This window comes from Pseudomonas neuropathica (genome assembly GCF_051174785.1).
Taxonomy (GTDB): domain Bacteria; phylum Pseudomonadota; class Gammaproteobacteria; order Pseudomonadales; family Pseudomonadaceae; genus Aquipseudomonas; species Aquipseudomonas neuropathica_A.
On record NZ_CP195111.1, the window covers coordinates 4,332,520 to 4,357,152 of the forward strand.

Here is a 24,633-nt window from a genome sequence, read left to right on the forward strand (position 1 = left end):
TTTGTAGTCGGCGAGCGCACTCCCGTGTGGCAAGCCGTACATGGCTGCCGAGAGCGTCATTCGCGAAAAGTAGCCGTTTTTCAGTCCCGGCAAAGCGGTCTGAAAGCGAGCCATGAGCGCAGCCTCGTCAGGCTAACTTGCTGATTTTTCAGCCCCTGACGAAAATTCGTAACAGGGGATGGACGTCTCCGTGCTTTAAAAGGTTCCCATCTGCGGCAGCATTTGGCCACCCTTAATGTGCTCAACGGTTCGGTTATTGCATCGAGTTGGGCTATAATCGCGGCCCTTTTTTGAATCACCGCCAGGCGATTTCCCATGACCAACCAGGCCGCCGAAGTCGCGAAACGCCGCACTTTCGCTATTATTTCCCACCCCGATGCCGGTAAAACCACGATCACCGAAAAGCTCCTGTTGATGGGCAAGGCGATTGCGGTGGCCGGTACGGTGAAATCCCGTAAATCCGATCGCCATGCGACATCCGACTGGATGGAGATGGAGAAGCAACGGGGTATTTCCATTACCACGTCGGTCATGCAGTTCCCGTATCGCGAACACATGATCAACCTGCTCGACACCCCGGGCCACGAAGACTTCTCCGAAGATACCTACCGCACCCTGACTGCGGTGGACTCGGCATTGATGGTCCTCGACGGCGGTAAAGGTGTAGAGCCACGGACCATTGCCCTGATGGACGTCTGCCGTCTGCGTGACACGCCGATCGTCAGCTTCATCAACAAACTCGACCGTGACATCCGCGACCCGATCGAACTGCTCGACGAGATCGAAGCCGTGCTGAAGATCAAGGCCGCGCCGATCACCTGGCCGATCGGTTGCTACCGCGACTTCAAGGGCGTGTATCACCTGGCCGACGACTACATCATTGTCTACACCGCCGGTCACGGTCACGAACGCACCGAAACCAAGATCATCGAGAAGCTCGACTCCGACGAAGCCCGCGCGCATCTGGGCGACGAGTACGACCGCTTCATCGAGCAGCTCGAACTGGTGCAGGGCGCCTGCCACGAATTCAACCAGCAGGAATTCCTCGACGGTCAGCTGACTCCGGTGTTTTTCGGTACCGCATTGGGCAACTTCGGTGTTGACCACGTATTGGACGCCGTCGTTGATTGGGCGCCACGTCCGCTGGCCCGTGTGGCCAACGAGCGCACCGTTGAGCCGGTCGAAGAGAAGTTCTCGGGCTTCATCTTCAAGATCCAGGCGAACATGGACCCGAAGCACCGCGACCGCATCGCTTTCATGCGCATTTGCTCCGGCAAGTACGAGAAAGGTATGAAGATGCGCCACGTGCGCACCGGTAAGGATGTGCGTATCGGCGATGCCCTGACGTTCTTCTCCTCCGAGCGTGAGCAGCTTGAAGAAGCCTTTGCCGGCGACATCATTGGTTTGCACAACCACGGCACCATCCAGATTGGTGACACCTTCAGTGAAGGTGAAACACTGGGCTTTACCGGTATCCCGCACTTTGCGCCTGAGCTGTTCCGTCGTGTGCGTCTGCGTGATCCGCTGAAGTCCAAGCAACTGCGTCAGGGTCTGCAGCAGTTGGCCGAAGAGGGCGCGACGCAGGTGTTCTTCCCCGAGCGCAGCAACGACATCATTCTCGGCGCCGTGGGTGTGCTGCAGTTCGATGTGGTCGCCAGCCGTTTGAAGGAGGAATACAAGGTTGAGTGCTCGTATGAGCCGATTACTGTGTACTCCGCGCGCTGGATTGAGTGCAGCGACAAGAAGAAGCTTGAGGAGTTTTCCAACAAGGCTGTGGAGAACCTGGCGGTCGATGGCGGTGGTCACCTGACCTATCTTGCGCCGACGCGGGTTAATCTGGCGTTGATGGAAGAGCGTTGGCCGGATGTGAAATTCCGCGCGACGCGTGAGCATCACTAAGCTTTTAGTTGGTTTGTCCGAAGCCCCTGAGGTGTATGCCTTGGGGGCTTTTTTTGGCCTGCTGGTTTTGGTTTTGGCTGCTTGGGCCTCTATTTAATGTTCTCTGAGTCGTTAGCTACACGTCGCTCAAAATCCATTTCAAAGACACGAGATATGCACGTGTCGCCGCCAGCGACATAAGATCAAAACGTGTCGTAAAAATTGAAAAGCGGCGACACGTATGGTGCACGTGTTTACACTGACGCCACGAAAAGGGCCCTTATCGAGTGCCCTTGCTTTAGATGGATCCAAAGGATCAGGCCCTCATCCATGACCGCATACCCTTTCCCTTGGCAGGCCGACAAGCCCTATAACCAGCTTCCGACCTTGCCGCCCAGAGCGGAGCTGGAGACTCGCGCAGTGCTCAAGCGCTGTATCGAGGCCCGCACAGCGCTTGCCGAGTTGAAACAGGCAGCCGAGCTGATTCCGAACCAAACGGTTTTGATCAACACCATCCCATTACTGGAAGCGAAGGACAGCTCGGAGATCGAAAGCATCGTCACCACGACGGACTTGCTCTTTCAGCACGCCCAGGATGGCGAAAACCACGCTGATCCCGCTACTAAAGAAGCTCTGCGCTATCGCAAGGCCCTCCATCATGGCTACCAGTCTTTGGCCGAACGGCCACTTTCCACTGGTACGGCAGTCGAGATTTGTCGCACTCTCAAAGGTGTGGATATGGATATACGCCGAGTGCCCGGTATCCAGTTGGCCAACGACCGCACTGGCGAGATCATCTACACCCCTCCCGAAGGCGAGGATCACTTGCGTGATCTGCTCGCTAACTGGGAGCGCTTCCTGCACAACGAGACGGACCTGGATCCACTGGTTCGCATGGCCGTTGGTCATTACCAGTTTGAGGCCATTCACCCGTTTACCGACGGCAATGGCCGTACCGGGCGAGTGCTCAATACCCTATACCTGATTCAAGAAGGGCTGCTGAATCTGCCGATTCTTTACCTCAGCCGGTACATCATCGCCCATCGCGCCGATTACTACCGCCTGCTGCTCGATGTCACTCGCGAGCAAGCTTGGGAACCTTGGCTGCTGTATATGCTCAGCGCTGTAGAAGAAACCGCCCGCTGGACCAGCGCAAAAATCGCCGCCATCCGCAGCCTGTCCGAGCACACCACTCAGTTTGTTCGCGAGCAGTTGCCGAAAACCTATTCCCGCGAGCTGGTGGACGTCATTTTCGAGCAACCCTATTGTCGCATCAGCAACGTCGTCGACAAACAGGTTGCCCAGCGTCAGGCAGCCTCCCGCTACCTCAAAGAGCTAGTCGTCATCGGCGTACTTAAAGAAATACAGGTCGGCAAGGAAAAACTCTTTATCCACCCCAAACTGATGCAACTGTTGATTCGCGACAGCAACGACTTCAAACCGTACGTCTGATCCTGTTTTTGAGGCGCGCATGATAAGTAAGCAAAAGACCAAATTACAGCACCGCTGGGTGAGTCCGTAGGGCGATTCCTTTTTTGCGATCTCGATGTTCTTCAGCGCGACAACACGCGTGCTCCCCGTTAGTGTTCCAGCTCCACGCAAGTCGCTTTTGAGAGGTCAACGGAATGACGAGTCGCCTGACTCACTTGCTACGACTGGACGGTTATTTCGGCGTGATGGCCTGGGTGCTCGCAGCGCTGTTGTTCATCAATCGCCTGAGCAGCATGGTCAAGCTGTTCATGGCGTTGTACCTGCGTCAGGAGCTGGGGCTGGCGATCGAGACGGTTGGCTGGTTGCTGTCGGCGTACGGTGCGGGTTTGCTGGTCGGTTCGATGCTCGGTGGCTGGCTCAGTGATCATGTGCGCACGGCGCGGCTGACGGCGGCGTTGTTCTTTGTTTCGGTGTGGGTGTTGATCCTGCTGGGGCTGGTCACACAAGTGCCGTTGCTCGCTGCATTGTTGTTGCTTAGCGGGACGATCGATGGGGCCATCCGCACCTTGCATCAACGACTGATCATGGAATATTGCGAAGTCGCTCAACGCTCGCGCGCGCAGGCCTTGAGCCGGGTGGCGCGTAACCTCGGCATGGCCGCCGCGGGTGTGGCGGGTGGGGTGTTGGCGCAGACGGATTTTCGCTGGGTATTTTTTGGCAGTGCGGCGATGACGCTGCTGGCGCTGCTGTGGTTTGTCCGCACCACGTGGCAGCGGCCGGTGTTGATCATTGATGAGTCCTCCACGACTGCTGCCGGTGGATCGGGTGTGCCGTATCTCGACAAACCATTCCTCTGGTTGCTGGCGGCGACCGCCGTGCTTGGCATCGCGTTCGACACGGTCTACAGCACGCTGGGCAACTATCTTCGTGATTACTATCAGTTGAGCACCGGGGCGATCGGCTGGCAGTTCGGGCTCAATGCGTTGCTGGTGATCGCCCTGCAGATTCCGCTGTCGCACTGGGGCGAGCGTTGGGGCACGCGTCGGCAGATGCTCGCGGGGAGTTTGCTGCTGGCGTGCGGGCTGGGCATGTTGCCGTTCGGTTCCGGGCTGGCGTTCGTCTGTCTGTCGACGCTGATCTGGACCTTGGGCGAGGCGTTGTTCATGCCGCCGCTGAATGTGCTGGCGATGCAGTTTGCGCAGAGTGGCAAAAGCGGTCAGTACTTCGGTCTTTTCTTTATGAGCTGGAGTGCCAGCGCATTATTGTCGCCGGTGCTAAGCGGTCAGTTGTACGGCCATTTCGGTGGGCACAGTGTCTGGCTGGCCAGCACGCTGTTGGTGCTGATGTCGATTCCCTTAACGTGGCAAGCCACCCGCCCGCTTAGCTGATCCGGCGATAGACATTATTCGAAACCCGTCTGTGTGCGAAGGGCATTTCTGCCTGCCCGTTGGCGTCCTATCTGGTGAACCCGATGGATCGGAACTAGATTTCACACAGCGCCAGTCAGGCACGAATGTCTCACCTGAAAATGGATGGAGTCGGCTATGAAAAGCAGGTTGCTACGGGTTTTATTGCTGTTGAAAGTGATGGTCATGCTGTCCCTCGGCACTGCGACGGCCTGGGCCGAGTGCGAGGATCACGATTCCCAGGCGTTCAACGGACAGGTCGGGCATAGCGGCTTGATGCTCGCCAAGTCCGAGTCGGAGCCAGGCGGTCAGGGGCAGGGTGGCAGCGCCGATGACGACGACTCGACCACCGATGAACCGGACTCTGATGATCCGGATGACGAAGGCGATAGCCAGACGTAAATCGCAGGCAAAAGAAAACCCCTTCTGCCTCGACTGATGCGCAATCGAGATGGAAGGGGTTTGCTCAACACGTCACTTTCTTTGAAATGCGATCCCTGTGGGAGCGAGCTTGCTCGCGAAAGCGATGTATCAGGCGACATCTATGTTGAATGATCCAACACCTTCGCGAGCAAGCTCGCTCCCACAGTGTTTTGTATCGCTCTCCAGATTTGCTTACGCCGCGCCGTCGAGGAACTGCTCGGCGTAGTGGCAAGCCACCTGCCGGCTGTCGAGCTGGCGCAATGCCGGCTCTTCCGTGCTGCAACGCTCGGTCGCATACGGGCAGCGCTTGTGGAAAGCACAGCCCGGTGGCGGGTTCAGCGGGTTGGGCAGTTCGCCGACGATTTTGATTTTTGGCTTGTTCGGGTCCGGGTGAATGGTCGGGGTCGCCGACAGCAGCGCCTGGGTGTACGGGTGCAACGGACGCTCGTAGATGTCGTTCTTCGGCCCCAGTTCTACCGGGCGACCGAGGTACATCACCATCACGTCATCGGCTACGTGTTGCACCACCGCGAGGTTGTGCGAGATGAACACGTACGCGGTGTTGAACTCCTGCTGCAGATCCATGAACAGGTTGAGTACCTGCGCCTGAATCGACACGTCCAATGCCGAAGTCGGCTCATCCGCCACCAGCACTTTCGGTTGCAGCATCATGGCGCGGGCCAGGGCGATACGCTGGCGCTGACCGCCGGAGAACATGTGCGGATAGCGCTGATAATGCTCAGGGCGCAAGCCGACCTGCTTCATCATCGCCTGAACTTTCTCGCGACGTTCGGCAGCGCTCAGGTTGGTGTTGATCAGCAGCGGTTCGCCGAGCTGGTCACCGACTTTCTGCCGTGGGTTCAACGACGCGTACGGGCTTTGGAAGACCATCTGCACGTCTTTGCGCAGTTGCTTGCGCTGGGCCTTGTCGGCGCCGGCGACTTCCTGGCCGGCGATTTTCAAGGATCCGGACGACGGATCTTCGATCAGCGTCAAAGCGCGGGCGAGGGTGGATTTGCCGCAGCCCGATTCGCCTACAACAGCGAGGGTCTTGCCGGCTTCCAGTTCGAACGACACGCCGTTCAGTGCGCGTACGGTCGCGTGGCCCTTGAACAGGCCACGGGAAACTTCGTAGTGACGGGTCAGGTCGCGGGCGGTAAGTACGACGGCCATTACGCCACCTCCTGGTTCAGCGGGAAGAAGCAGCGGGCGAGGCTGTGGCTTTTCGGATCAAGACCTGGACGCTGCGCGCGGCAGCTGTCCTGCACGTACGGGCAGCGCGGTGACAGCAGGCAACCCTGCGGACGGTCGTAGCGGCCCGGGACGATGCCCGGCAGGGTCGACAGGCGTGAGGCGCCGAGGCTGTGCTCGGGAATTGCCTTGAGCAGGGCTTCGCTGTAGGGGTGCGCCGGGATGTCGAACAGTTGCGGCACCTGACCGACTTCAACGGCTTGACCTGCGTACATCACGCAGACGCGCTGGGCGGTTTCAGCCACAACCGCGAGGTCGTGAGTGATCAGCACCAGGCCCATGTTCTGCTCTTTCTGCAACGCCAGCAGCAGATCCATGATCTGTGCCTGAATGGTTACGTCGAGTGCCGTGGTCGGTTCGTCGGCGATCAGCAGTTTCGGCTCGCCGGCAATTGCCATGGCGATTGCAACACGCTGGCTCATACCGCCGGATAGTTGATGCGGGTAGGCGTCCATACGGCTGGCGGCGCCGGGGATTTCAACTTTTTCCAGCAGCTCGATCGCACGTTTGCGCGCTTGCTTGCCGGACATTTTCAGGTGCAGGCGCAGCACTTCTTCGATCTGGAAACCGACGGTGTAGCTCGGGTTCAGCGCGGTCATCGGGTCCTGAAAGACCATCGACAGGTCTTTGCCGACGATCTGCCGACGCTGACGGTTGCTCAGCTTGAGCATGTCTTTGCCGTCAAAGCTGAGCGAGTCGGCGGTGACGATGCCGGGATGCTCGATCAGGCCCATCAGCGCCATCATGGTCACGGATTTGCCCGAACCCGACTCGCCAACGATGGCCAATACTTCGCCTTTGTCGACTTTCAGGTCGAGGCCGTCGACCACCGGGGTCGCGGTCTTGTCGCCGAAGCGAACGTTGAGATTCTTGATTTCTAGCAGTGACATGGGAATCTCCTCAGGCGGCGTTCTTGAGTTTCGGGTCCAGCGCATCGCGCAGACCGTCGCCCATCAAGTTGATTGCCAGCACGCTGAGCAAAATGGTCAAACCAGGCAGGCTCACCACCCACCAGGCGCGTTCGATGTAGTCGCGGGCCGAGGCCAGCATGGTGCCCCACTCAGGGGTTGGCGGTTGAACGCCAAGGCCGAGGAAGCCCAACGCAGCGGCATCGAGAATCGCCGAAGAGAAGCTCAGAGTTGCCTGAACGATCAGCGGCGCCATGCAGTTCGGCAGCACGGTGATGAACATCAGACGCGGCAGACCGGCACCGGCCAGGCGCGCGGCAGTCACGTAGTCGCGGTTCAGTTCACCCATCACGGCAGCACGGGTCAGACGCACGTAGGACGGCAGCGAGACCACAGCAATGGCGATCACGGTGTTGATCAGGCCAGGGCCGAGGATGGCGACGATCGCCACCGCCAGCAGCAGCGACGGCAGGGCCAGCATGATGTCCATCAGACGCATGATGGTCGGGCCGATCATCTTCGGGAAGAAACCGGCGAACAGACCGAGAAGGATCCCCGGAATCAGCGACATCACCACCGACGACAAACCGATCAGCAGCGACAGGCGCGAACCCTGGATCAGACGCGACAGCAAGTCACGACCCAATTCATCGGTGCCGAGCAGGAATTGCATCTGCCCGCCTTCCAGCCAGGCCGGCGGCGTCAGCAGGAAGTCACGGTATTGCTCGCTCGGGTTATGCGGCGCCACCCACGGCGCGAAGATCGCGCAGAAGATGATCAGCAGCATGAACAGCAGGCCGGCAACCGCGCCCTTGTTCTTCGAGAAGGCTTGCCAGAATTCTTTGTACGGAGAGGGATACAGCAGACTTTGATCCGCGTTGGCGGCGGCGGTGGCTACTGAGGATGTTGGAGTGCTCATGGTTATTGACCTCAGCGCTGATGACGGATGCGTGGGTTGGCAAAGCCGTAGAGGATGTCCACTACGAAGTTGACCAGAATCACCAGGCAGGCGATTAACAGGATGCCGTTTTGCACAACCGGATAGTCCCGGGCGCCGATGGCTTCGATCAGCCATTTACCGATGCCGGGCCAGGAGAAGATGGTTTCGGTCAGGACCGCACCCGCCAGCAGGGTGCCGACTTGCAGACCGACCACGGTGAGTACCGGAATCAGCGCGTTACGCAGACCGTGGACGAACACCACGCGCGACGGCGACAGGCCTTTGGCCTTGGCGGTGCGGATGTAGTCTTCGCGCAGCACTTCGAGCATCGACGAACGGGTCATCCGCGCGATCACTGCCAGCGGAATAGTGCCGAGCACGATGGCCGGCAGGATCAAGTGATGCAGCGCGTCGAAGAACGCACCGACGTCATCGGCCAGCAGCGTGTCGATCAGCATGAAACCGGTGCGTGGCTCGATGTCATAAAGCAGGTCGATCCGCCCGGAAACCGGGGTCCAGCCCAGGCTCACGGAGAAGAACATGATCAGGATCAGGCCCCACCAGAAGATTGGCATCGAATAACCCGCGAGGGAGATGCCCATCACCCCGTGGTCGAACAATGATCCTCGCTTGAGTGCCGCGATCACCCCGGCCAAAAGGCCCAGAATGCCGGCGAACAGCAGGGCGGCCATGGACAGTTCCAGGGTCGCCGGGAAGAGGGAGGTGAACTCGGTCCATACGCTCTCACGCGTACGCAGGGATTCGCCGAGATCGCCTTGAGCCAGTTTGCCGATGTAGTCCAGATACTGGGCATACAGTGGCTTGTTCAGACCTAGGCGTTCCATTGCCTGAGCGTGCATTTCGGGGTCGACCCGACGTTCGCCCATCATCACTTCCACGGGGTCGCCCGGAATCATGCGAATCAACGCGAAAGTCAGCAAGGTGATGCCGAAAAACGTGGGGATCAACAACCCCAGTCGGCGGGCAATAAAACTAAACATCTTGTGTGGTACCTCATCAGCCGGTTAGGCGTGCCCGGTGTCCCTGGGTTCAGGAACACCGGGAGTTTCTTATCTACTTCACCTGGGTGGTGGCGAAGTTATTAGTGGTGAGAGGGCTGATGTGATAGCCCTCTACGTTGTTGCGCATTGCAGTAAACATCCGCGTGTGGGCCATGCTGATCCACGGTTGATCCTGATTAAACAGGACCTGAGCCTGTTCGTAGAGTTTCGCGCGTTCGGCCGGATCTACTTTAGCCCGTGCTTCGTCGAGCAGTGCCTGGAATTTCTCGTTGCACCAGCGCGCGTAGTTTTCGCCGTTCTTGGCAGCTTCGCAACTGAGCATAGGCGTCAGGAAGTTATCCGGGTCGCCGTTGTCACCCGCCCATCCGGCCGAGACCATATCGTGTTCGCCGGCCTTGGCGCGTTTAAGCATTTCGCCCCATTCCATCACGCGGATGTCGATCTTGATCCCGACTTTCGCCAGGTCAGCCTGCATCATTTGTGCGCCAAGCATTGGGTTCGGGTTGGTCGGGCCGCCGCCGTTGCGGGTAAACAGGGTAAACACGGTGCCTTCCGGAACCCCGGCTTCCTTGAGCAGGGCGCGGGCCTTGTCGAGGTCACGTGGCGGGTTCTTCAGGTCGTGGTTGTAGCCCAGCAAGGTTGGCGGGTACGGGTTGACCGCGACCGAGGCATTGCCCTTGCCAAACAAGGCGTTGACGTAGGCTTCCTTGTCGAAAGCGATGTCGATGGCCTTACGTACACGCACATCGCTCATGTATTTGTGCTGGGTGTTCATGGCGATGTACGAGACGGTCATCGCGTCCAGCTCGTCGACTTTCAGGTTGCTGTCTTTCTTGATGCTCGGGATATCGTCCGGTTTTGGATACAGGGCGATCTGGCACTCGTTGGCCTTGAGCTTTTGCAGGCGTACGTTGTTGTCGGTGGCGATGGCCAGGATCAACGCATCGGCTGGCGGCTTGCCACGGAAATACTCCGGGTTGGCCTTGAAGCGCACCTGAGCATCCTTGGCGTAGCGCTGGAAGATGAACGGGCCGGTGCCGATCGGCTTGTTGTTGAGGTCGCCGGTCTTGTTGGCCTTGAGCAACTGGTCGGCGTATTCGGCCGGGTAGATCGAGGAGAACGCCATCGCGATGTCGGCCAGGAACGGCGCTTCGCGGCGGGTCAGGGTGAACTTGACCGTGTTGTCGTCGACTTTCTCGACATTCTTCAGCAGTTCTTTGAAGCCCATGCTTTCAAAGTACGGGAAGCCCACGCTCGACAGTTTGTGCCACGGGTGATTCGGGTCCAGCTGACGCTGGAAGCTCCAGACCACGTCGTCGGCGTTCATGTCGCGGGTCGGCTTGAAATATTCGGTGGTGTGAAACTTGACGCCTTTGCGCAGGTGGAACGTGTAGGTCAGGCCGTCTTCGCTGATGTCCCAGGACTCGGCAAGTGCCGGGATCACTTCAGTGGTGCCGGGCTTGAAATCGGCCAGGCGGTTGAAGATGGTTTCGGCCACAGCGTCCGCCGTGACTGCAGTTGTGTACTGGACCATATCGAAGCCTTCCGGGCTGGCTTCGGTGCAGACCACCAAGGGTTTGGCCGAGACGCCGAGAGCGGCACTCAGCAAGGCGGCAGCAATGGCCGCACGTAGGGGAAGCATTTTCATCGATAACCCTCTGCAATCGGTTGAAGACAAAAAGCCGAACGGCCGACTCATCATGAGTCAGCCGTCGGCTGGCGTTTTTACAGGATGTTGAATGGAATCGTGGTCACGAGACGGAACTCGTTGATGTTGCCGTCAGCCTGATGCTCGCTGGCGCGGTGCGTGGTGTACGTCGCGCGAATCGCGGTGGCCTTGAGCGGACCGCTCTGCACGGCGTAGGAAGCACCGATGCCGTATTCGTAGTGGGATTCGCCGTCCATCAGGCTCAGATCGCCGCGCTTGTCATCTGGAATGGTGTAAGCGGTGCCGCGGTAGTGAGTACCGTCGATGCCCCAGCCGCGAGCCTGATAGATGTTGAACTTCAGACCTGGTACGCCGTATTCGGCCATGTTGATGCCGTAGGCGATCTGGAAGGACTTCTCGTTCGGGCCGTTGAAGTCCGACAGCAGGGAGTTGGCCAGGTAGATGCCGTTGGTTTCGTGCAGGTAGTCGAAGTAGGTGTCGCCATTCACTTCCTGGTACGAGAAGGTCAGGCTGTGAGCCTGGTGAGCCAGACCCAGCGACAGCGAGTAGGTATCGTTGTCGATCTCGCCCATCAGCTTTTTGCCTTCGTCGACGGTCTTGTAGTAGTTCAGACCGGTGGTCAGGCTCAGCACCTGGCTGTCACCCAGTTCGTGGGTGGCGCCGAAGTAGTACTGGTTCCAGAAGTCTTCGACGTTAGAACCGTACAGGCTGGTTTTCAGACTCTTGAACGGCTGGTAGTTGACGCCGGCGATGTAGACCTTGTCGGTCTCAACGCCAGTGGCCGAGTACTCGGTGCGGAATTTCGACAGGCTCTGCTCGGTACGCGGCGAAACACGGTCGAAGCCACCGAGGTCGAACGACAGGTTATTGAACTCTTCGCTGTGCAGGGTAATACCCTCAAAGCTCGAAGGCAGCGGACGGTTGCCGATGACGTCAACGATCGGCGTGCTGAAGTTCTGGCGACCGGCGGTCAATGTGGTGTTGGAGACGCGTAGCTTGACGTTGGCCAGGCCCAGTTTGCTCCACTGGTCGACAGCGTCGCCATCGGAGTGCGCCAGCGTACGGTTGGAGCCGCCGGCGATATCCTTGCGGTCACGGTCGAGGACGATGGCGTTATAAGCGGCAACTTCGGTGCTCACGCCAACAGTGCCTTGGGTGAAGCCCGAGGTGTAGTTGACGATGGTGCCCTGAACCCAGTTGATACGACGCGGGGTTTTTGTTCTCACCACTGGCGAGGTGTCTTTGTCGCTGTTTTTCACGTAACTGAAACTGTCGTCACGACGACGCAGTTCATTGGCGTACCAGTTACGGGTTGTGCCGCCCAGGCTTTGTCCATCGATAAAGCCTTTGGCCTCGCTTTGGGCGCTACTGCCGGCCAACGTGGTAGGGACGAACTCCTGACTTGCAGGTTCTGCGTACGCCGTGGCGGTGATGCTGCTGATGGCCAGGGCCAGTATCGCGGTGCTGCTCAGTTTCATGGGTGAAGCTCCTTTACTTTCTTTTTATGCCGGCTTTTTTTGGTATGCCGGTTATTGGTTTAGAACTCATTCACACATCGCAAACGTTTGCCAAAGGCCGGATTGGCGAATTTCGGCAAAGCGCTTGCGTGAGGGGCTAGACAGTGCCCCCCAGCGTTGCGGCTAAAACGGTTGGTTTAATCGATACCGACACCCGAGAACACGTTGCGACCGAACGGGCTGACTTTGAAGCCCTCGATCCTGGCGCTTAACGGTTGGTTGACCGTCGAGTGGGCGACAGGCGTGATCGGCACTTGCTGTTTAAGCAATTGCTGGGCCTGTTTATAGAGCACGGTGCGCTGGTCGCGGTCGGTGACGACCTTGGCCTCCTTGATCAGCTTGTCGTAAGCCGGATCGCACCACATGGAGTAGTTGTTGCCGCCAATGGCGTCGCAGCTGTAGAGCGTGCCGAGCCAGTTGTCGGGATCCCCGTTGTCACCAGTCCAGCCGATCAGGCTGATGTCGTGCTCGCCATTCTTGGTGCGCTTGATGTACTCGCCCCATTCGTAGCTGACGATCTTCACTTTCAGACCGATTTTGGCCCAGTCCGCCTGGAGCATTTCGGCCATCAGTTTGGCGTTCGGGTTGTACGGGCGCTGCACCGGCATCGCCCACAGGGTAATCTCGGTGCCTTCTTTGACGCCGGCAGCCTTGAGCAGCTCTTTGGCTTTTTCCGGGTTGTAGGCGGCGTCTTTGATGCTGTCGTCGTAGGACCACTGGGTCGGTGGCATGCCGTTGACGGCCAGTTGGCCGGCGCCTTGATAAACAGCGTTGAGAATCCCTTGTTTATTCACCGCCATGTCCAGCGCCTGACGCACTTCGAGCTGGTCGAAGGGCTTGTGGCGCACGTTATAGGCGATGTAGCCGAGGTTGAAACCCGGCTTGGAGATCAGTTGCAGTTTCGGGTCGGCCTTCAGCGCTTCAACATCGGCAGGGCGCGGGTGCAGGGTGATCTGGCATTCGCCGGCCTTGAGCTTCTGCACGCGCACCGAAGCGTCGGTGTTGATCGCGAAGATCAGATTGTCGAGTTTGACCCGGCTCGGGTCCCAGTAATGTTTATTACCGGTGTAACGGATGTTCGAGTCTTTCTGATAACTCTTGAACACGAACGGCCCGGTACCGATCGGTTTCTGGTTGATATCGCTTGGCTTGCCTTCGGCCAGCAGTTTGTCGGCGTATTCGGCGGACAGGATGGCGGCGAAGCTCATGGCGATGTTCTGAATGAACGCGGCATCGACGCTGTTGAGCGTGAATTCCACGGTCAGCGGCCCGGTCTTTTCGACCTTGGCGATGTTCTTGTTCAGGCTCATCCCGTTGAAATACGGAAACTCGGTGGGATAAGCCTTACGGAAAGGTTGCTGGGCATCCAGCATGCGATTGAACGTGAACAGCACGTCGTCGGCGTTCATGTCACGGCTCGGCTTGAAGTACGGCGTTGTATGAAACTTCACACCTTCACGCAGGTGAAAGGTGTACTTGAGACCATCCTCGGAAATATCCCACGTAGTTGCCAGACCCGGAACGACGTTGGTCGCACCCTTTTCGAACTCGACCAGACGGTTGTACAGCGGTTCGGCCGCGTCATTGTCGGTGGCCGTCGTGTATTGCGCGGTATCAAAACCCGCCGGGCTGCCTTCGGAGCAGAACACCAGACTTTTGCTGGCGGCGAAACTGACCGACGACGCGGCCAACAGACCGGCGCCGAGCAATGCGGAAAAAACCAAGGTGTGGCGCATGACGCTCCCTCTTTTTTAGTGTTGCTCAATGCGCCGTCATCTCATTCGGAGACATTCTGGCCACATCGAACTCAATCCATTCAGTACGGCAAACCGGTGGCCCACGCAGAAACTGGTCAGTACCCGACGGTAGGGGCCGCGGTCCTGGCAGTAAATACGTAAATGCCTTAAAGCTCGTAGGAAAAGGCAACGCGTCCTATACCGCCGCGGTAATCCGCAGTGGAATTGGCTGTAGGCAATTTCCTGGCTTCCCGGCAGGTAAAACAACGGCGACGTTAAAAACGTCGCCGCTGCAGTGCCTTATTTGCTGACGCTGACGCCGTAGAAGGAGTTCAAGCCAAATGGGCTGATCTTGAAGTCCTGCACGTTGGCGCGCATGGGTTGGTACACCGTCGAGTGAGCGATAGGTGTCATAGGGACTGCATCTTTGAGGACGTGTTGCGCCTGTTTGTACAGTTCGGTGCGCTTGCCCTGATCGGTCGTGCGCTTGGCTTCTTTGACGAGGCCATCGAACTTCTTGTCGCACCACTTGGAGAAGTTGTTGCCGCTGAGCGAGTCGCAACCGAACAGCACGTTCAGCCAGTTGTCCGGATCACCATTGTCACCACTCCAGCCAATGATCATGGCTTGGTTCTCGCCACCTTTGGAGCGCTTGATGTACTCGCCCCACTCGTAGCTGGTGATCTTCACTTTCAAGCCGATCTTGGCCCAGTCGGACTGGAGCATTTCAGCCATCAGTTTGGCGTTCGGGTTGTACGGACGCTGCACCGGCATCGCCCACAGCACGATTTCGGTACCTTCCTTGACGCCGGCTTCCTTGAGCAGCTGTTTGGCTTTCTCAGGATCGTACTTGGCGTCTTTGATGGTGGTGTCGTAAGACCATTGGGTCGGCGGCATGGCGTTGACCGCCAGTTGGCCTGCGCCCTGGTAAACCGAGTCGATGATCTGTGGCTTGTTCACTGCCATGTCCAGCGCCTGACGTACACGCAGGTCAGCCAGCGGGTTCGCCTCGTTGCTGCCCTTGACCTTGTCCATAACGTTGTAGGCGATGTAGCCCAGGTTGAAACCGGCCTGGTCAGGCATCTTCAGGGATTTGTCTTCTTTCAGCGCTTTCAGGTCGGCTGGACGCGGGAACAGGGTGACCTGGCACTCGTTCTTTTTCAGCTTCTGAATACGTACCGACGGGTCGGTGGTGATGGCGAAGATCAGGTTGTCGATCTTCACGTCATCAGGCTTCCAGTAGTCTTTGTTGCCGGTGTAACGGATGTTGGAATCTTTCTGATAGCTCTTGAATACGAACGGGCCGGTGCCGATCGGCTTCTGGTTGATGTCGGCAGCCTTGCCTTCTTTCAGCAGCTGCGCTGCGTACTCGGCGGACTGTACCGACGCGAAGCTCATGGCCATGTTCTGGATGAACGCGGCATCCACTTCTTTCAACGTGAACTTGACAGTGTGGTCGTCGACTTTATCGATCTTGGTGATGTTGGTGTCCATCCCCATGTCGGTGAAGTACGGGAATTCGGTCGGGTACGCCTTACGGAACGGGTCATCCTTGTTAATCATGCGATTGAAGGTGAACAGCACGTCGTCGGCGTTGAATTCACGAGTCGGCTTGAAATACGGGGTGGTGTGGAACTTGACGCCTTCACGCAGGTGGAAGGTGTAAGTCAGGCCATCATCGGAAATGTCCCACTTGGTCGCCAGACCAGGAATCACGGCGGTGCCGCCGCGCTCGAACTGGGTCAGGCGGTTGAACATGGTTTCGGCTGAGGCGTCGAAGTCGGTTCCGGTGGTGTACTGGCCTGGGTCGAAACCGGCCGGGCTGCCTTCGGAGCAGAACACCAGGTTAGTCGCAGCGGATGCGAAAGGTGCGGAGGCTAACAAGCCTGCGCCGACTAAAAACGGAATGACCGCGTGTTTAAGCATGTTGGCCTCATGATTTGTTGTCATTTTTTAGTAGTGAGGTACGACCTCGTGAGTCGTGCCTGCGGATACTTATGCAGGGGCCATACCCATTGCAAGATCCAGAGTGACTGCCGGCCTCAAAGCGTGGCACGAACGTACCTTAATGTCGCATCTGTATAACTTCTGACGCATTTGACCGTTTGCGAGTGGTTTTTACGGTGCAAATGGAGCCCCAAAACGGTGCGCTGGTCACCTTCTGCGCGCCGCCTTGGGGCTTGGTGTTACTTATTTATACCCACGCCATAGAAGGGGGTTAGACCGAACGGGCTGATCCGGAAGTCGGTGACTTCCTTGCGCAGCGGCTGGAACACCGTGGAGTGGGCAATCGGTGTGATCGGCACTTGCTGTTTAAGGATCAGTTGCGCCTGTTGATACAGTTTTACCCGTTGTTCTTTATCCGTGGATAACTTGGCCTGTTGCACCAGTTTGTCGTAGGCCGGATCGCACCATTTGGCGTAGTTGCTGCCTTTTACCGCCGCGCAGCTGTAGAGCACGCCAAGCCAGTTGTCCGGGTCACCGTTGTCACCTGTCCAACCATAGATCATGGCGTCGTGCTCGCCATTTTTCGCGCGTTTGATGTACTCGCCCCACTCATAGCTGACGATGTTGGCCTTGATGCCGATTTTCTCCCAATCCTGCTGGATCATCTGCGCCGACATTCGCGCATTCGGGTTCGAAGCGCGTTGCACTGTCATCGCCCAAAGGTTGATGGTTGTACCCGGCGCAACCCCTGCTTCTTTCAGTAGCACCTTTGCTTTTGCCGGGTCGAAGGGAGCGTCCTTGATGTTCGGGTCATACGACCATTGCGCCGGCGGCAAGGCGTTTTGTGCCAACTGACCGGCGCTTTGGTAGACGGCTTTGATGATCGCCGGTTTGTCGATGGCCATGTCCAGCGCTTGGCGCACTTTGAGCTGGTCGAGAGGCGCGTGGGTGGTGTTGTAGGCGAGGAAACCGAGGTTGAAACCGGCCTGCTTGAGCACGCGCAGGTTCGGGTCTTTTTCCATCACTTCGATGTCGGCCGGGCGTGGGTAGCCGCTGACCTGGCATTCGCCGGCCTTGAGTTTTTGCAGGCGTACGGCAGCGTCCGGGGTGATCGAAAAAATCAGGTTATCGATTTTGACGTCTTCGGGTTTCCAGTAGGCCTGGTTGGCGGCGTAGCGGATTTGCGAGTCCTTCTGATAGCGCTTGAACACGAATGGACCAGTGCCGATGGGTTTCTGGTTGAGGTCGGCGGCTTTGCCTTCCTTCAACAGTTGGGCGGCGTATTCGGCCGATTGCACCGAGGCGAAGCTCATGGCGAGGTTTTGCACGAAGGCGGCGTCGACGTTGTTGAGGTTGAAGCGCACGGTTTGCTCGTCGAGTTTTTCTACCGATTTGATTGTGGTGTTCAGGCCCATGTCGGTGAAGTACGGGGACTCGGCGGGGTAGGCCTTGCGGAAGGGGTTTTCCGGGTCGAGCAGGCGCTGGAAGGTGAAGAGGATGTCGTCGGCATTGAAGTCGCGGGTGGGTTTGAAGTAGTCGGTGGTGTGGAATTTTACGTTTTGGCGCAGGTGGAAGGTGTATTGCAGGCCATCGTTGGATATGTCCCATTTTGTTGCCAGGCCGGGTTCGATGTCGGTGCCGCCGCGCTGGAATTGGGTGAGGCGGTTGAAGACGGTTTCGGCAGAGGCGTCGAAGTCGGTGCCGCTGGTGTATTGGCTGGGGTCGAAGCCTGCCGGGCTGGCTTCGGAGCAATAAACGAGTGTTGTGGTGGCGTTGGCGATTGGGGCTATGGCTGTTAGTGCGAGGGAGATTAACAGCGGTTTTAGGGTGGATCTTGGCATGGGGGCCCCGGGGAATCGGCGGTGGTAATCGTGGAAGAGTAGCTGGGGCGGGGGTGTTGGCGGAAATATCGTTTTTCCTGTTGAAGCGTCTATCTCGGTATATCCAGCGGTTGTGGGCATATCCGTTGCTGCGGTGATGGCTGCTTAGGGTTCCGCCCTTACGGCGGGTCACTTTTTCCAAACGCCGAAAAAGTAACCAAAAAGGCTTGCTCCTGCGTGCGGCCCGCTCGCTGGGGCTCGGGGTTCCTTCGCTCCGGGATCGATCCGGGCGCAGCGTCTCCGGTTTGCTTCGCTGCACCTACTCCCGCTGCGTTTGGCTGCGCCAAACGGTCGCTGCGCTCCCACGCCCGGATCAATCCCTCCACTCAGCCTTCCGACGTCGCCCGTGGATCAAGATCAAGAGCAGGCGAGCTGACACTCGGCCTATTGAGTGGTGAAGAGCAGGGCGTGTTCGGCTTTGGTTTTGTGGTGGATTCGCCCCTCACCCCAGCCCTCTCCCGGAGGGAGAGGGCGCCGATTTGTGTGTTTTTCAAAGCCTCAGTTCGACGCGGTATCGCACGCCGGCGTAGCTCTCCCAAACACCTCGATCAGTTCCCTCTCCCTCGGGGAGAGGGCTAGGGTGAGGGGCTTTTGATCTGCTTCAGAATCTGAGTTCGACTCGGTAATTCACGTCGGCGTAGCTCGCCCAAACACGTCGGTCAGTTCCCTCTCCCTCCGGGAGAGGGCTAGGGTGAGGGGCTTTTGATCTGCTTCAGAATCTGAGTTCGACTCGGTAATTCACGTCGGCGTAGCTCGCCCAAACACGTCGGTCAGTTCCCTCTCCCTCCGGGAGAGGGCTAGGGTGAGGGGCTTTTGATCTGCTTCAGAATCTGAGTTCGACTCGGTAATTCACGTCGGCGTAGCTCGCCCAAACACGTCGGTCAGTTCCCTCTCCCTCCGGGAGAGGGCTAGGGTGAGGGGCTTTTGATCTGTTTGCAGAATCTGAATTCGACTCGGTAATTCACGTCGGCGTAACTCTCCCAAACACCACGGTCAGTCCCCTCTCCCTCTGGGAGAGGGCTAGGGTGAGGGTTTGCTTTTGGCTGTTTAAATCTGTGTCAGATAACCAGAACCTTCCCACAAGGTTTTCAGGTTGTCCGTCGGACGTGGGCTCTCTAGGCTCTGTTTGTCGCTGAATGTTCAGTGATCGGGTGTGAGAACCCGCCGAGCTTGAAACTAGCACCAGTAAGACCATAATTGCGGCCGGCTTATAAGCTGTCGCAATGCCTTATGGCGGCTGTGTGCGGGCAGACTTCGGTCTGGCCGGTTTTCTGCTCACCGGTTTCTCACTCCGCACATAGCTGCCACCCTTTGCCACGTGAGAAATGGCCAAGGGCGGCTCGAATGACGAGCAGATTCTCATGAAAGATAAAATTGTCCCCGATCCACCTATCGATCCCACATCCCCACTCGAAGAAGCCATCCGCGCCGACGATCAGATCAAAACCCGCGAAGCCATCAAACGCGCCCTGGATTTCTATCTCAGTCCCGACCCGGTCAAACCCCGGCAACCCAGCACGATGTTCCTGATCCAGCCAAACATCGAAACCGAGAGCCTGCTGGCGCATGCCTGTGAGTCACTGGCATCGGCGAACACGCTGACGGGTAACTTTGCCGATCAGTTGGGCCGGCCCGAGCGTAATACGGCGTTGGCGATTCAGCAGATCATTATGCTGGCCGAGTTGGCGGTGAATCGGGCGCTGGATCGGGTTGATCCGCAGACCTGAGACCGCGTTATCGTTCTTCGCGAGCAGGCTCGCTCCCACATTGGAATGCGTTCAACCTGTGGGAGCGAGCCTGCTCGCGAAGGCGGCGGATTGTTCGCTATAAATCCCAGGCACAAAAAAACCGCCGATCATTCACCGATCGGCGGTTTTTTATTCAGCCTAGATCAAATCACTGCATCAACACTTCAATCGAACCATCAGCGGTCATGCTGACCTGGCTGGTGCCCGCTTCAACTTCCGGTGTCACCGGCGCGGAATCCATTGCCGCCGCTTTCATCATCATCGGTGCGCGCAGGTACGGCTGTGGATAACCGTTGCTGTTGAGGTTCAGGTTGACGATTTTGTAACCCTTGCCTCCCAGTGCATCGGTGGCCAGTTGGGCGCGGGCCTTGAAGGCGGTCACGGCTTCTTTGAGCAACTGGTCTTCACTGGATTTGCGGGTCGGGTCGGCGATGGCGAAGTCCATGCCGCCCATTTTCAGGTCACCGAGCAGTTCGCCGGTGAGTTTGGACAGGGCGGCGAAGTCGGCGCTTTCCAGACGCAGTTCGGCGCGTTCACGCCAGCCGGTGATCTTCTGGCCCTTGGTGTCGTAGATCGGGTAGCTGTTGCGGCTGCCCTGGCGCAGGGTGATGTCTTTGACTTGCTTGGCCTGGGCCAGGGCTTTGTTCATGGTGGTGCTGACGTCGGCGGCGAGTTTGGCCGGGTCGGTGTTTTGTTCTTCGGTGTAGAGGGTGACGATCATCAGGTCGCGGGCGACTTCCGTGCTGACTTCGGCGCGCAGGGAAATCTGGTTGTAGTGCAGCTCATCGGCGGCCAGGGCCGGAAGGCTGGCGATGCTGCCGACGGTCAGGGCGAGAAGGGCGGCGCTGCGGCGAAATGTGTGCATGAAGGCTCCTTGAATAATGCGCAGGTGTTGGTTCGGGCCTGCGTGAAACCATCAGACTCTAGCCTCTACGGTCCGGTTCGCCCAGTTACAACTTCTATACAGATGGCCGGGCTGCTGCGCAGCCATTCGCGAGCAGGCTCGCTCCCAGAGGGGAATGCCTTCAAAGGTGGGAGCGAGCCTGCTCGCGAAGAGTCCCTTATAGCCGCCGAAGATGTTTCCGCCATGTGGTCGTTTGCCGCACTTTCGCCTCTCAAGGCCGCGGCTTGGTTATACTCCGTGCGATCCGCCTGGAGCGCTCATCAGGAGAGCTCATGCTCGCCCCCGTACAACTGACTTCCGCCACTCGCCAGAACCTCTGGCGACTGACTTTCATCCGCACGCTGGTGCTCGCCGCGCAGGCCGGCTCCGTTGGCTTGGCCTACTGGCTGCAATTGTTGCCGTTGCCGTGGGTGCAACTGGCGATGACCCTCGGCTGCTCGACGCTGCTCTGCGTGTTCACCGCGGTGCGCCTGCGTACTTCGTGGCCGGTGACCGAACTCGAATACGCGCTGCAACTGGCCTGTGATCTGGTGATCCACAGTGCGCTGCTGTATTTCTCCGGCGGCTCGACCAACCCGTTTGTTTCCTATTATCTGGTGCCGCTGACCATCGCCGCGGTGACGCTGCCGTGGCGCTATTCGGTAATTCTCTCCGGCATCGCGCTGGCGCTGTACACGGTGATGCTGACGCGCTTCTATCCGCTGGAAACCTTGCCGGTCGCCCGTGAGAACCTGCAGATCTACGGCATGTGGTTGAGCTTCGCGCTTGCGGCGGCGGTGATCACGTTTTTCGCCGCACGCATGGCTGAAGAGTTGCGCCGTCAGGAAGAATTACGCGCGATCCGTCGTGAAGAGGGTCTGCGCGATCAGCAGTTGCTCGCCGTGGCCACTCAGGCCGCTGGCGCCGCCCATGAACTGGGCACACCGCTGGCGACCATGAGCGTGTTGCTCAAGGAAATGCAGCAGGATCATCCCGACCCGATGCTGCAGGACGATCTGAAAGTGCTGCAGGATCAGGTCAAGTTGTGCAAAGAAACCTTGCAGCAACTGGTACGCGCCGCCGAGGCCAACCGGCGTCTGGCCGTCGAGATGCAGGACGTCACCGACTGGCTCGACGAGGCGCTGAACCGCTGGCACTTGATGCGCCCGGAGGCCAGTTACCGCTTCCATCGCCTCGGCCAAGGCACGGTGCCGCGCATGGCGCCGCCGCCGGATCTGACTCAGGCGCTGTTGAATCTGCTCAACAACGCCGCCGATGCCTGCCCGGAAAACCTCAAGGTGACCCTGGACTGGGACGCGGAAACCGTGACCATCAGCATTCGTGACCACGGCGCCGGTGTGCCGCTGGCCATCGCCGAACAGATCGGCAAACCGTTTTTTACCACCAAGGGCAAAGGTTTCGGCCTGGGCCTGTTTTTGAGCAAGGCCAGCGTGACACGCGCCGGCGGCTCAGTGAAACTCTATAGTCATGAGGAAGGCGGCACGCTCACCGAGCTGCGCCTACCCCACGGCGCCCGAGGAGACCAACATGAGTGACGAAATCCAAGTCGAAGGCGAAGAACTGCCGCATTTGCTGCTGGTCGACGACGACGCAACGTTTACCCGAGTGATGGCCCGCGCCATGGCTCGCCGTGGCTTTCGCGTCAGCACCGCCGGTTCCGCCGAAGAAGGCCTGACCATCGCCCAGGCCGATCTGCCTGACTACGCTGCGCTCGACCTGAAAATGGACGGCGACTCCGGTCTGGTGCTGCTGCCCAAACTGTTGGAGCTGGACCCGGAAATGCGCGTGGTGATCCTCACCGGTTATTCGAGCATTGCCACCGCCGTCGAGGCGATCAAGCGCGGCGCCTGCAACTACCTGTGCAAACCGGCCGATGCCGACGACGTGCTGGCCGCGCTGCTCTCCGAACACGCCGACCTCGACAGTCTGGTGCCGGAAAACCCGATGTCGGTTGACCGCCTGCAATGGGAGCACATCCAGCGCGTACTCACCGAGCACGAAGGCAACATCTCCGCCACGGCCCGTGCCCTGGGCATGCACCGCCGCACCCTGCAGCGCAAACTGCAGAAGCGCCCGGTTCGTCGCTGAACCTGCGCTGAACGACTATCGTCAGCCCTCGCGATAAAACGCACCGATCATCTATGATCGGTGCGTGTCTGTTCTTTTCTATATCGAGCCTTATCCATGAATCAGAACGCTGAATATTCCGCGGTCAACGATGCTGTGCGCGGGCAGTTTTTTCGCAAGGCGTGGGCGATGATCACGCCGTACTGGCGCAGCGAAGAGAAGGGCAAAGCCTGGACATTGCTGATTGCCGTGATCGCGCTGTCGTTGTTCAGCGTCGGTATCTCGGTGTGGCTCAACAGTTGGTACAAGGATTTCTACAACGCCCTGCAAAAGAAGGATGAAGCGGCGTTCTGGCAGTTGATCCTGTACTTCTGCGGCATTGCCGCCGTGGCGATTCTCGGGGCGGTCTATCGCCAGTACCTGACGCAGATGCTGACGATCCGCTGGCGGGCGTGGCTCACCGAAAACCATTTCAAGCGCTGGCTCGGGCACAAGAATTACTACCAGTTGGAACAGGGCGGCTACACCGATAACCCTGACCAACGGATTTCCGAGGATCTCAACACGTTCACCAGCAACACCCTGAGCCTGGCTTTGGGGTTGATTCGCACGGTGGTCAGTCTGGTGTCGTTCTCGATCATTTTGTGGGGCGTTTCCGGCAGCATCGAAGTCTTCGGCATCGAAATTCCCGGCTACATGTTCTGGTGTGCGCTGATTTATGCCGCTGTCGGCAGTTGGTTGACGCACCTGATCGGTCGACGCTTGATCGGCTTGAACAACCAACAACAACGCTTTGAAGCTGATCTGCGCTTTTCCATGGTGCGCGTGCGCGAGAACGCGGAAAGCATTGCGTTGTACAACGGTGAACCCAACGAAAATCGTCGTTTGAGCAGCCGGTTCGGTCTGGTCTGGCACAACTTCTGGGACATCATGCGCGTGTCCAAGCGCCTGACATTCTTCACCTCGGGTTACGGCCAGATCGCGATCATTTTCCCGTTTATCGTCGCCGCCCCGCGTTACCTCTCGGGCAAGATCGAGCTGGGCGAGCTGATGCAAATCAACTCGGCATTCGGCAACGTACAGGAGAACTTCAGCTGGTTCATCGACGCCTATGCGTCGTTGGCGAACTGGAAGGCCACTACTGATCGTCTGCTGAGTTTCCGCCAGGCCATGACCGACAACGAAGAGCGCAGCCCGGCCATTGATGTACAGAACCAGGGCAGCGAATTGCAGGTGCACAACCTTGGCCTGGATCTGGCCGATGGTCGTCATCTGCTGACCAATGCCGACATGACGGTCGAACCGGGGGAGCGAGTGATGCTCAGCGGTCGGTCTGGCAGCGGCAAGTCGACGCTGTTGCGAGCGATGGGGCATTTGTGGCCGGCGGGGCACGGCAATATCCGTTTGCCGGCGGCGCGCTATCTGTTCCTGCCGCAGAAACCGTATCTGCCGATCGGCACCCTGCGCGAGGCGTTGAGTTATCCACAACCGGGCGACACCTACGCGCCGGAACGTTATGCACAAGTGCTGGAAACCTGCCGCTTGCCGCATCTGGTCGCGCGGCTGGACGAGGCCAATCACTGGCAGCGCATGCTCTCGCCGGGTGAACAGCAACGCTTGGCCTTCGCTCGCGCGTTGCTGTACGCACCGCAGTGGCTGTACATGGACGAAGCCACTTCGGCGATGGATGAGGAAGACGAAGCGACGCTGTATCAGGCGTTGATTGATCAGATACCGGGGTTGAGCATTGTCAGCGTCGGCCATCGCAGCAGCTTGAAACGCTTCCATCCACGGCATGTACGGATTGACAGCGGCCATTTGGTTGAACAGACCGTGACTGCCTGATCAGCGCACATCCCCTGTGGGAGCGAGCCTGCTCGCGAAGGCAATGTTCCGGTCGAAGTAG

18 protein-coding genes are annotated in these 24,633 nt (G+C 58.5%); 8 read left to right on the forward strand and 10 right to left on the reverse strand.

The features are described from left to right. Nucleotides 1-315 precede the first annotated feature (315 nt). From ACRRSD_RS19490 to ACRRSD_RS19505, 4 genes are all read left to right on the forward strand, one after another. The gene (locus tag ACRRSD_RS19490; protein WP_095049730.1) at nucleotides 316-1,899 is read left to right on the forward strand and encodes a peptide chain release factor 3; all 1,584 of its coding nucleotides are present in this window, start codon (nucleotides 316-318) and stop codon (nucleotides 1,897-1,899) included. Between the two features lie 309 nt (nucleotides 1,900-2,208). Next, on the forward strand, nucleotides 2,209-3,330 hold the full coding sequence (gene fic, locus ACRRSD_RS19495) for a protein adenylyltransferase Fic (RefSeq protein ID WP_122606111.1): 1,122 nt from the start codon (nucleotides 2,209-2,211) through the stop codon (nucleotides 3,328-3,330). Nucleotides 3,331-3,503: 173 nt separating this feature from the next. Next, nucleotides 3,504-4,697 carry an MFS transporter gene (locus tag ACRRSD_RS19500; protein WP_435034789.1) on the forward strand — a complete coding sequence of 398 codons (1,194 nt, stop codon included), beginning with the start codon at nucleotides 3,504-3,506 and terminating at the stop codon, nucleotides 4,695-4,697. A gap of 156 nt (nucleotides 4,698-4,853) precedes the next feature. Next, nucleotides 4,854-5,117, forward strand: a complete 264-nt coding sequence (locus ACRRSD_RS19505) for a hypothetical protein (protein ID WP_435034790.1) — start codon at nucleotides 4,854-4,856, stop codon at nucleotides 5,115-5,117. Nucleotides 5,118-5,330: 213 nt separating this feature from the next. On the opposite strand, the gene ACRRSD_RS19510 is transcribed toward ACRRSD_RS19505, so the two are convergent. From ACRRSD_RS19510 to ACRRSD_RS19550, 9 genes are all read right to left on the reverse strand, one after another. Continuing rightward, the gene (locus ACRRSD_RS19510; RefSeq protein WP_007917625.1) at nucleotides 5,331-6,311 is read right to left on the reverse strand and encodes a peptide ABC transporter ATP-binding protein; all 981 of its coding nucleotides are present in this window, start codon (nucleotides 6,309-6,311) and stop codon (nucleotides 5,331-5,333) included. Then, the gene (locus ACRRSD_RS19515; protein ID WP_095125386.1) at nucleotides 6,311-7,279 is read right to left on the reverse strand and encodes an ABC transporter ATP-binding protein; all 969 of its coding nucleotides are present in this window, start codon (nucleotides 7,277-7,279) and stop codon (nucleotides 6,311-6,313) included. The genes ACRRSD_RS19510 and ACRRSD_RS19515 overlap by 1 nt, the downstream gene beginning before the upstream one ends. Nucleotides 7,280-7,289: 10 nt before the next feature. Further along, on the reverse strand, nucleotides 7,290-8,216 hold the full coding sequence (locus ACRRSD_RS19520) for an ABC transporter permease subunit (protein ID WP_122606107.1): 927 nt from the start codon (nucleotides 8,214-8,216) through the stop codon (nucleotides 7,290-7,292). Between the two features lie 11 nt (nucleotides 8,217-8,227). Next, nucleotides 8,228-9,238 carry an ABC transporter permease subunit gene (locus tag ACRRSD_RS19525; RefSeq protein ID WP_007917620.1) on the reverse strand — a complete coding sequence of 337 codons (1,011 nt, stop codon included), beginning with the start codon at nucleotides 9,236-9,238 and terminating at the stop codon, nucleotides 8,228-8,230. 73 nt (nucleotides 9,239-9,311) lie between these two features. Continuing rightward, a complete protein-coding gene (locus tag ACRRSD_RS19530; protein ID WP_435034792.1) occupies nucleotides 9,312-10,907 on the reverse strand; it encodes an ABC transporter substrate-binding protein in 1,596 nt (531 codons plus the stop codon). 77 nt (nucleotides 10,908-10,984) lie between these two features. Then, nucleotides 10,985-12,406 (reverse strand): OprD family porin, encoded by a 1,422-nt coding sequence (locus ACRRSD_RS19535; RefSeq protein ID WP_435034794.1) that lies wholly within the window; start codon nucleotides 12,404-12,406, stop codon nucleotides 10,985-10,987. Nucleotides 12,407-12,582: 176 nt separating this feature from the next. Continuing rightward, nucleotides 12,583-14,181 carry an ABC transporter substrate-binding protein gene (locus ACRRSD_RS19540; RefSeq protein WP_435034795.1) on the reverse strand — a complete coding sequence of 533 codons (1,599 nt, stop codon included), beginning with the start codon at nucleotides 14,179-14,181 and terminating at the stop codon, nucleotides 12,583-12,585. 300 nt (nucleotides 14,182-14,481) lie between these two features. Continuing rightward, on the reverse strand, nucleotides 14,482-16,107 hold the full coding sequence (locus ACRRSD_RS19545; protein ID WP_435034796.1) for an ABC transporter substrate-binding protein: 1,626 nt from the start codon (nucleotides 16,105-16,107) through the stop codon (nucleotides 14,482-14,484). Between the two features lie 260 nt (nucleotides 16,108-16,367). Then, the gene (locus ACRRSD_RS19550) at nucleotides 16,368-17,969 is read right to left on the reverse strand and encodes an ABC transporter substrate-binding protein (protein ID WP_435034798.1); all 1,602 of its coding nucleotides are present in this window, start codon (nucleotides 17,967-17,969) and stop codon (nucleotides 16,368-16,370) included. A gap of 1,400 nt (nucleotides 17,970-19,369) precedes the next feature. Between ACRRSD_RS19550 and ACRRSD_RS19555 the strand changes: the two genes are divergently transcribed. Further along, nucleotides 19,370-19,735, forward strand: a complete 366-nt coding sequence (locus ACRRSD_RS19555; RefSeq protein WP_435034800.1) for a DUF6124 family protein — start codon at nucleotides 19,370-19,372, stop codon at nucleotides 19,733-19,735. 169 nt (nucleotides 19,736-19,904) lie between these two features. Here the strand turns inward: ACRRSD_RS19555 and ACRRSD_RS19560 are convergent, their stop codons facing one another. Then, the gene (locus tag ACRRSD_RS19560; RefSeq protein ID WP_016984326.1) at nucleotides 19,905-20,621 is read right to left on the reverse strand and encodes an SIMPL domain-containing protein; all 717 of its coding nucleotides are present in this window, start codon (nucleotides 20,619-20,621) and stop codon (nucleotides 19,905-19,907) included. A gap of 311 nt (nucleotides 20,622-20,932) precedes the next feature. On the opposite strand from ACRRSD_RS19560, the gene ACRRSD_RS19565 reads away from it, so the two are divergent. The 3 genes from ACRRSD_RS19565 (at nucleotide 20,933) to ACRRSD_RS19575 (ending at nucleotide 24,572) form a co-directional block, all read left to right on the forward strand. Then, complete coding sequence (locus ACRRSD_RS19565) at nucleotides 20,933-22,195, forward strand: ATP-binding protein (RefSeq protein WP_038357512.1); 1,263 nt, start codon at nucleotides 20,933-20,935, stop codon at nucleotides 22,193-22,195. Then, nucleotides 22,188-22,748 (forward strand): response regulator transcription factor, encoded by a 561-nt coding sequence (locus ACRRSD_RS19570; protein WP_003221630.1) that lies wholly within the window; start codon nucleotides 22,188-22,190, stop codon nucleotides 22,746-22,748. Before ACRRSD_RS19565 ends, ACRRSD_RS19570 begins: the two co-directional genes overlap by 8 nt. Before the next feature lie 96 nt (nucleotides 22,749-22,844). After that, nucleotides 22,845-24,572 carry an ABC transporter ATP-binding protein/permease gene (locus tag ACRRSD_RS19575; RefSeq protein ID WP_435034802.1) on the forward strand — a complete coding sequence of 576 codons (1,728 nt, stop codon included), beginning with the start codon at nucleotides 22,845-22,847 and terminating at the stop codon, nucleotides 24,570-24,572. Nucleotides 24,573-24,633 lie beyond the last annotated feature (61 nt).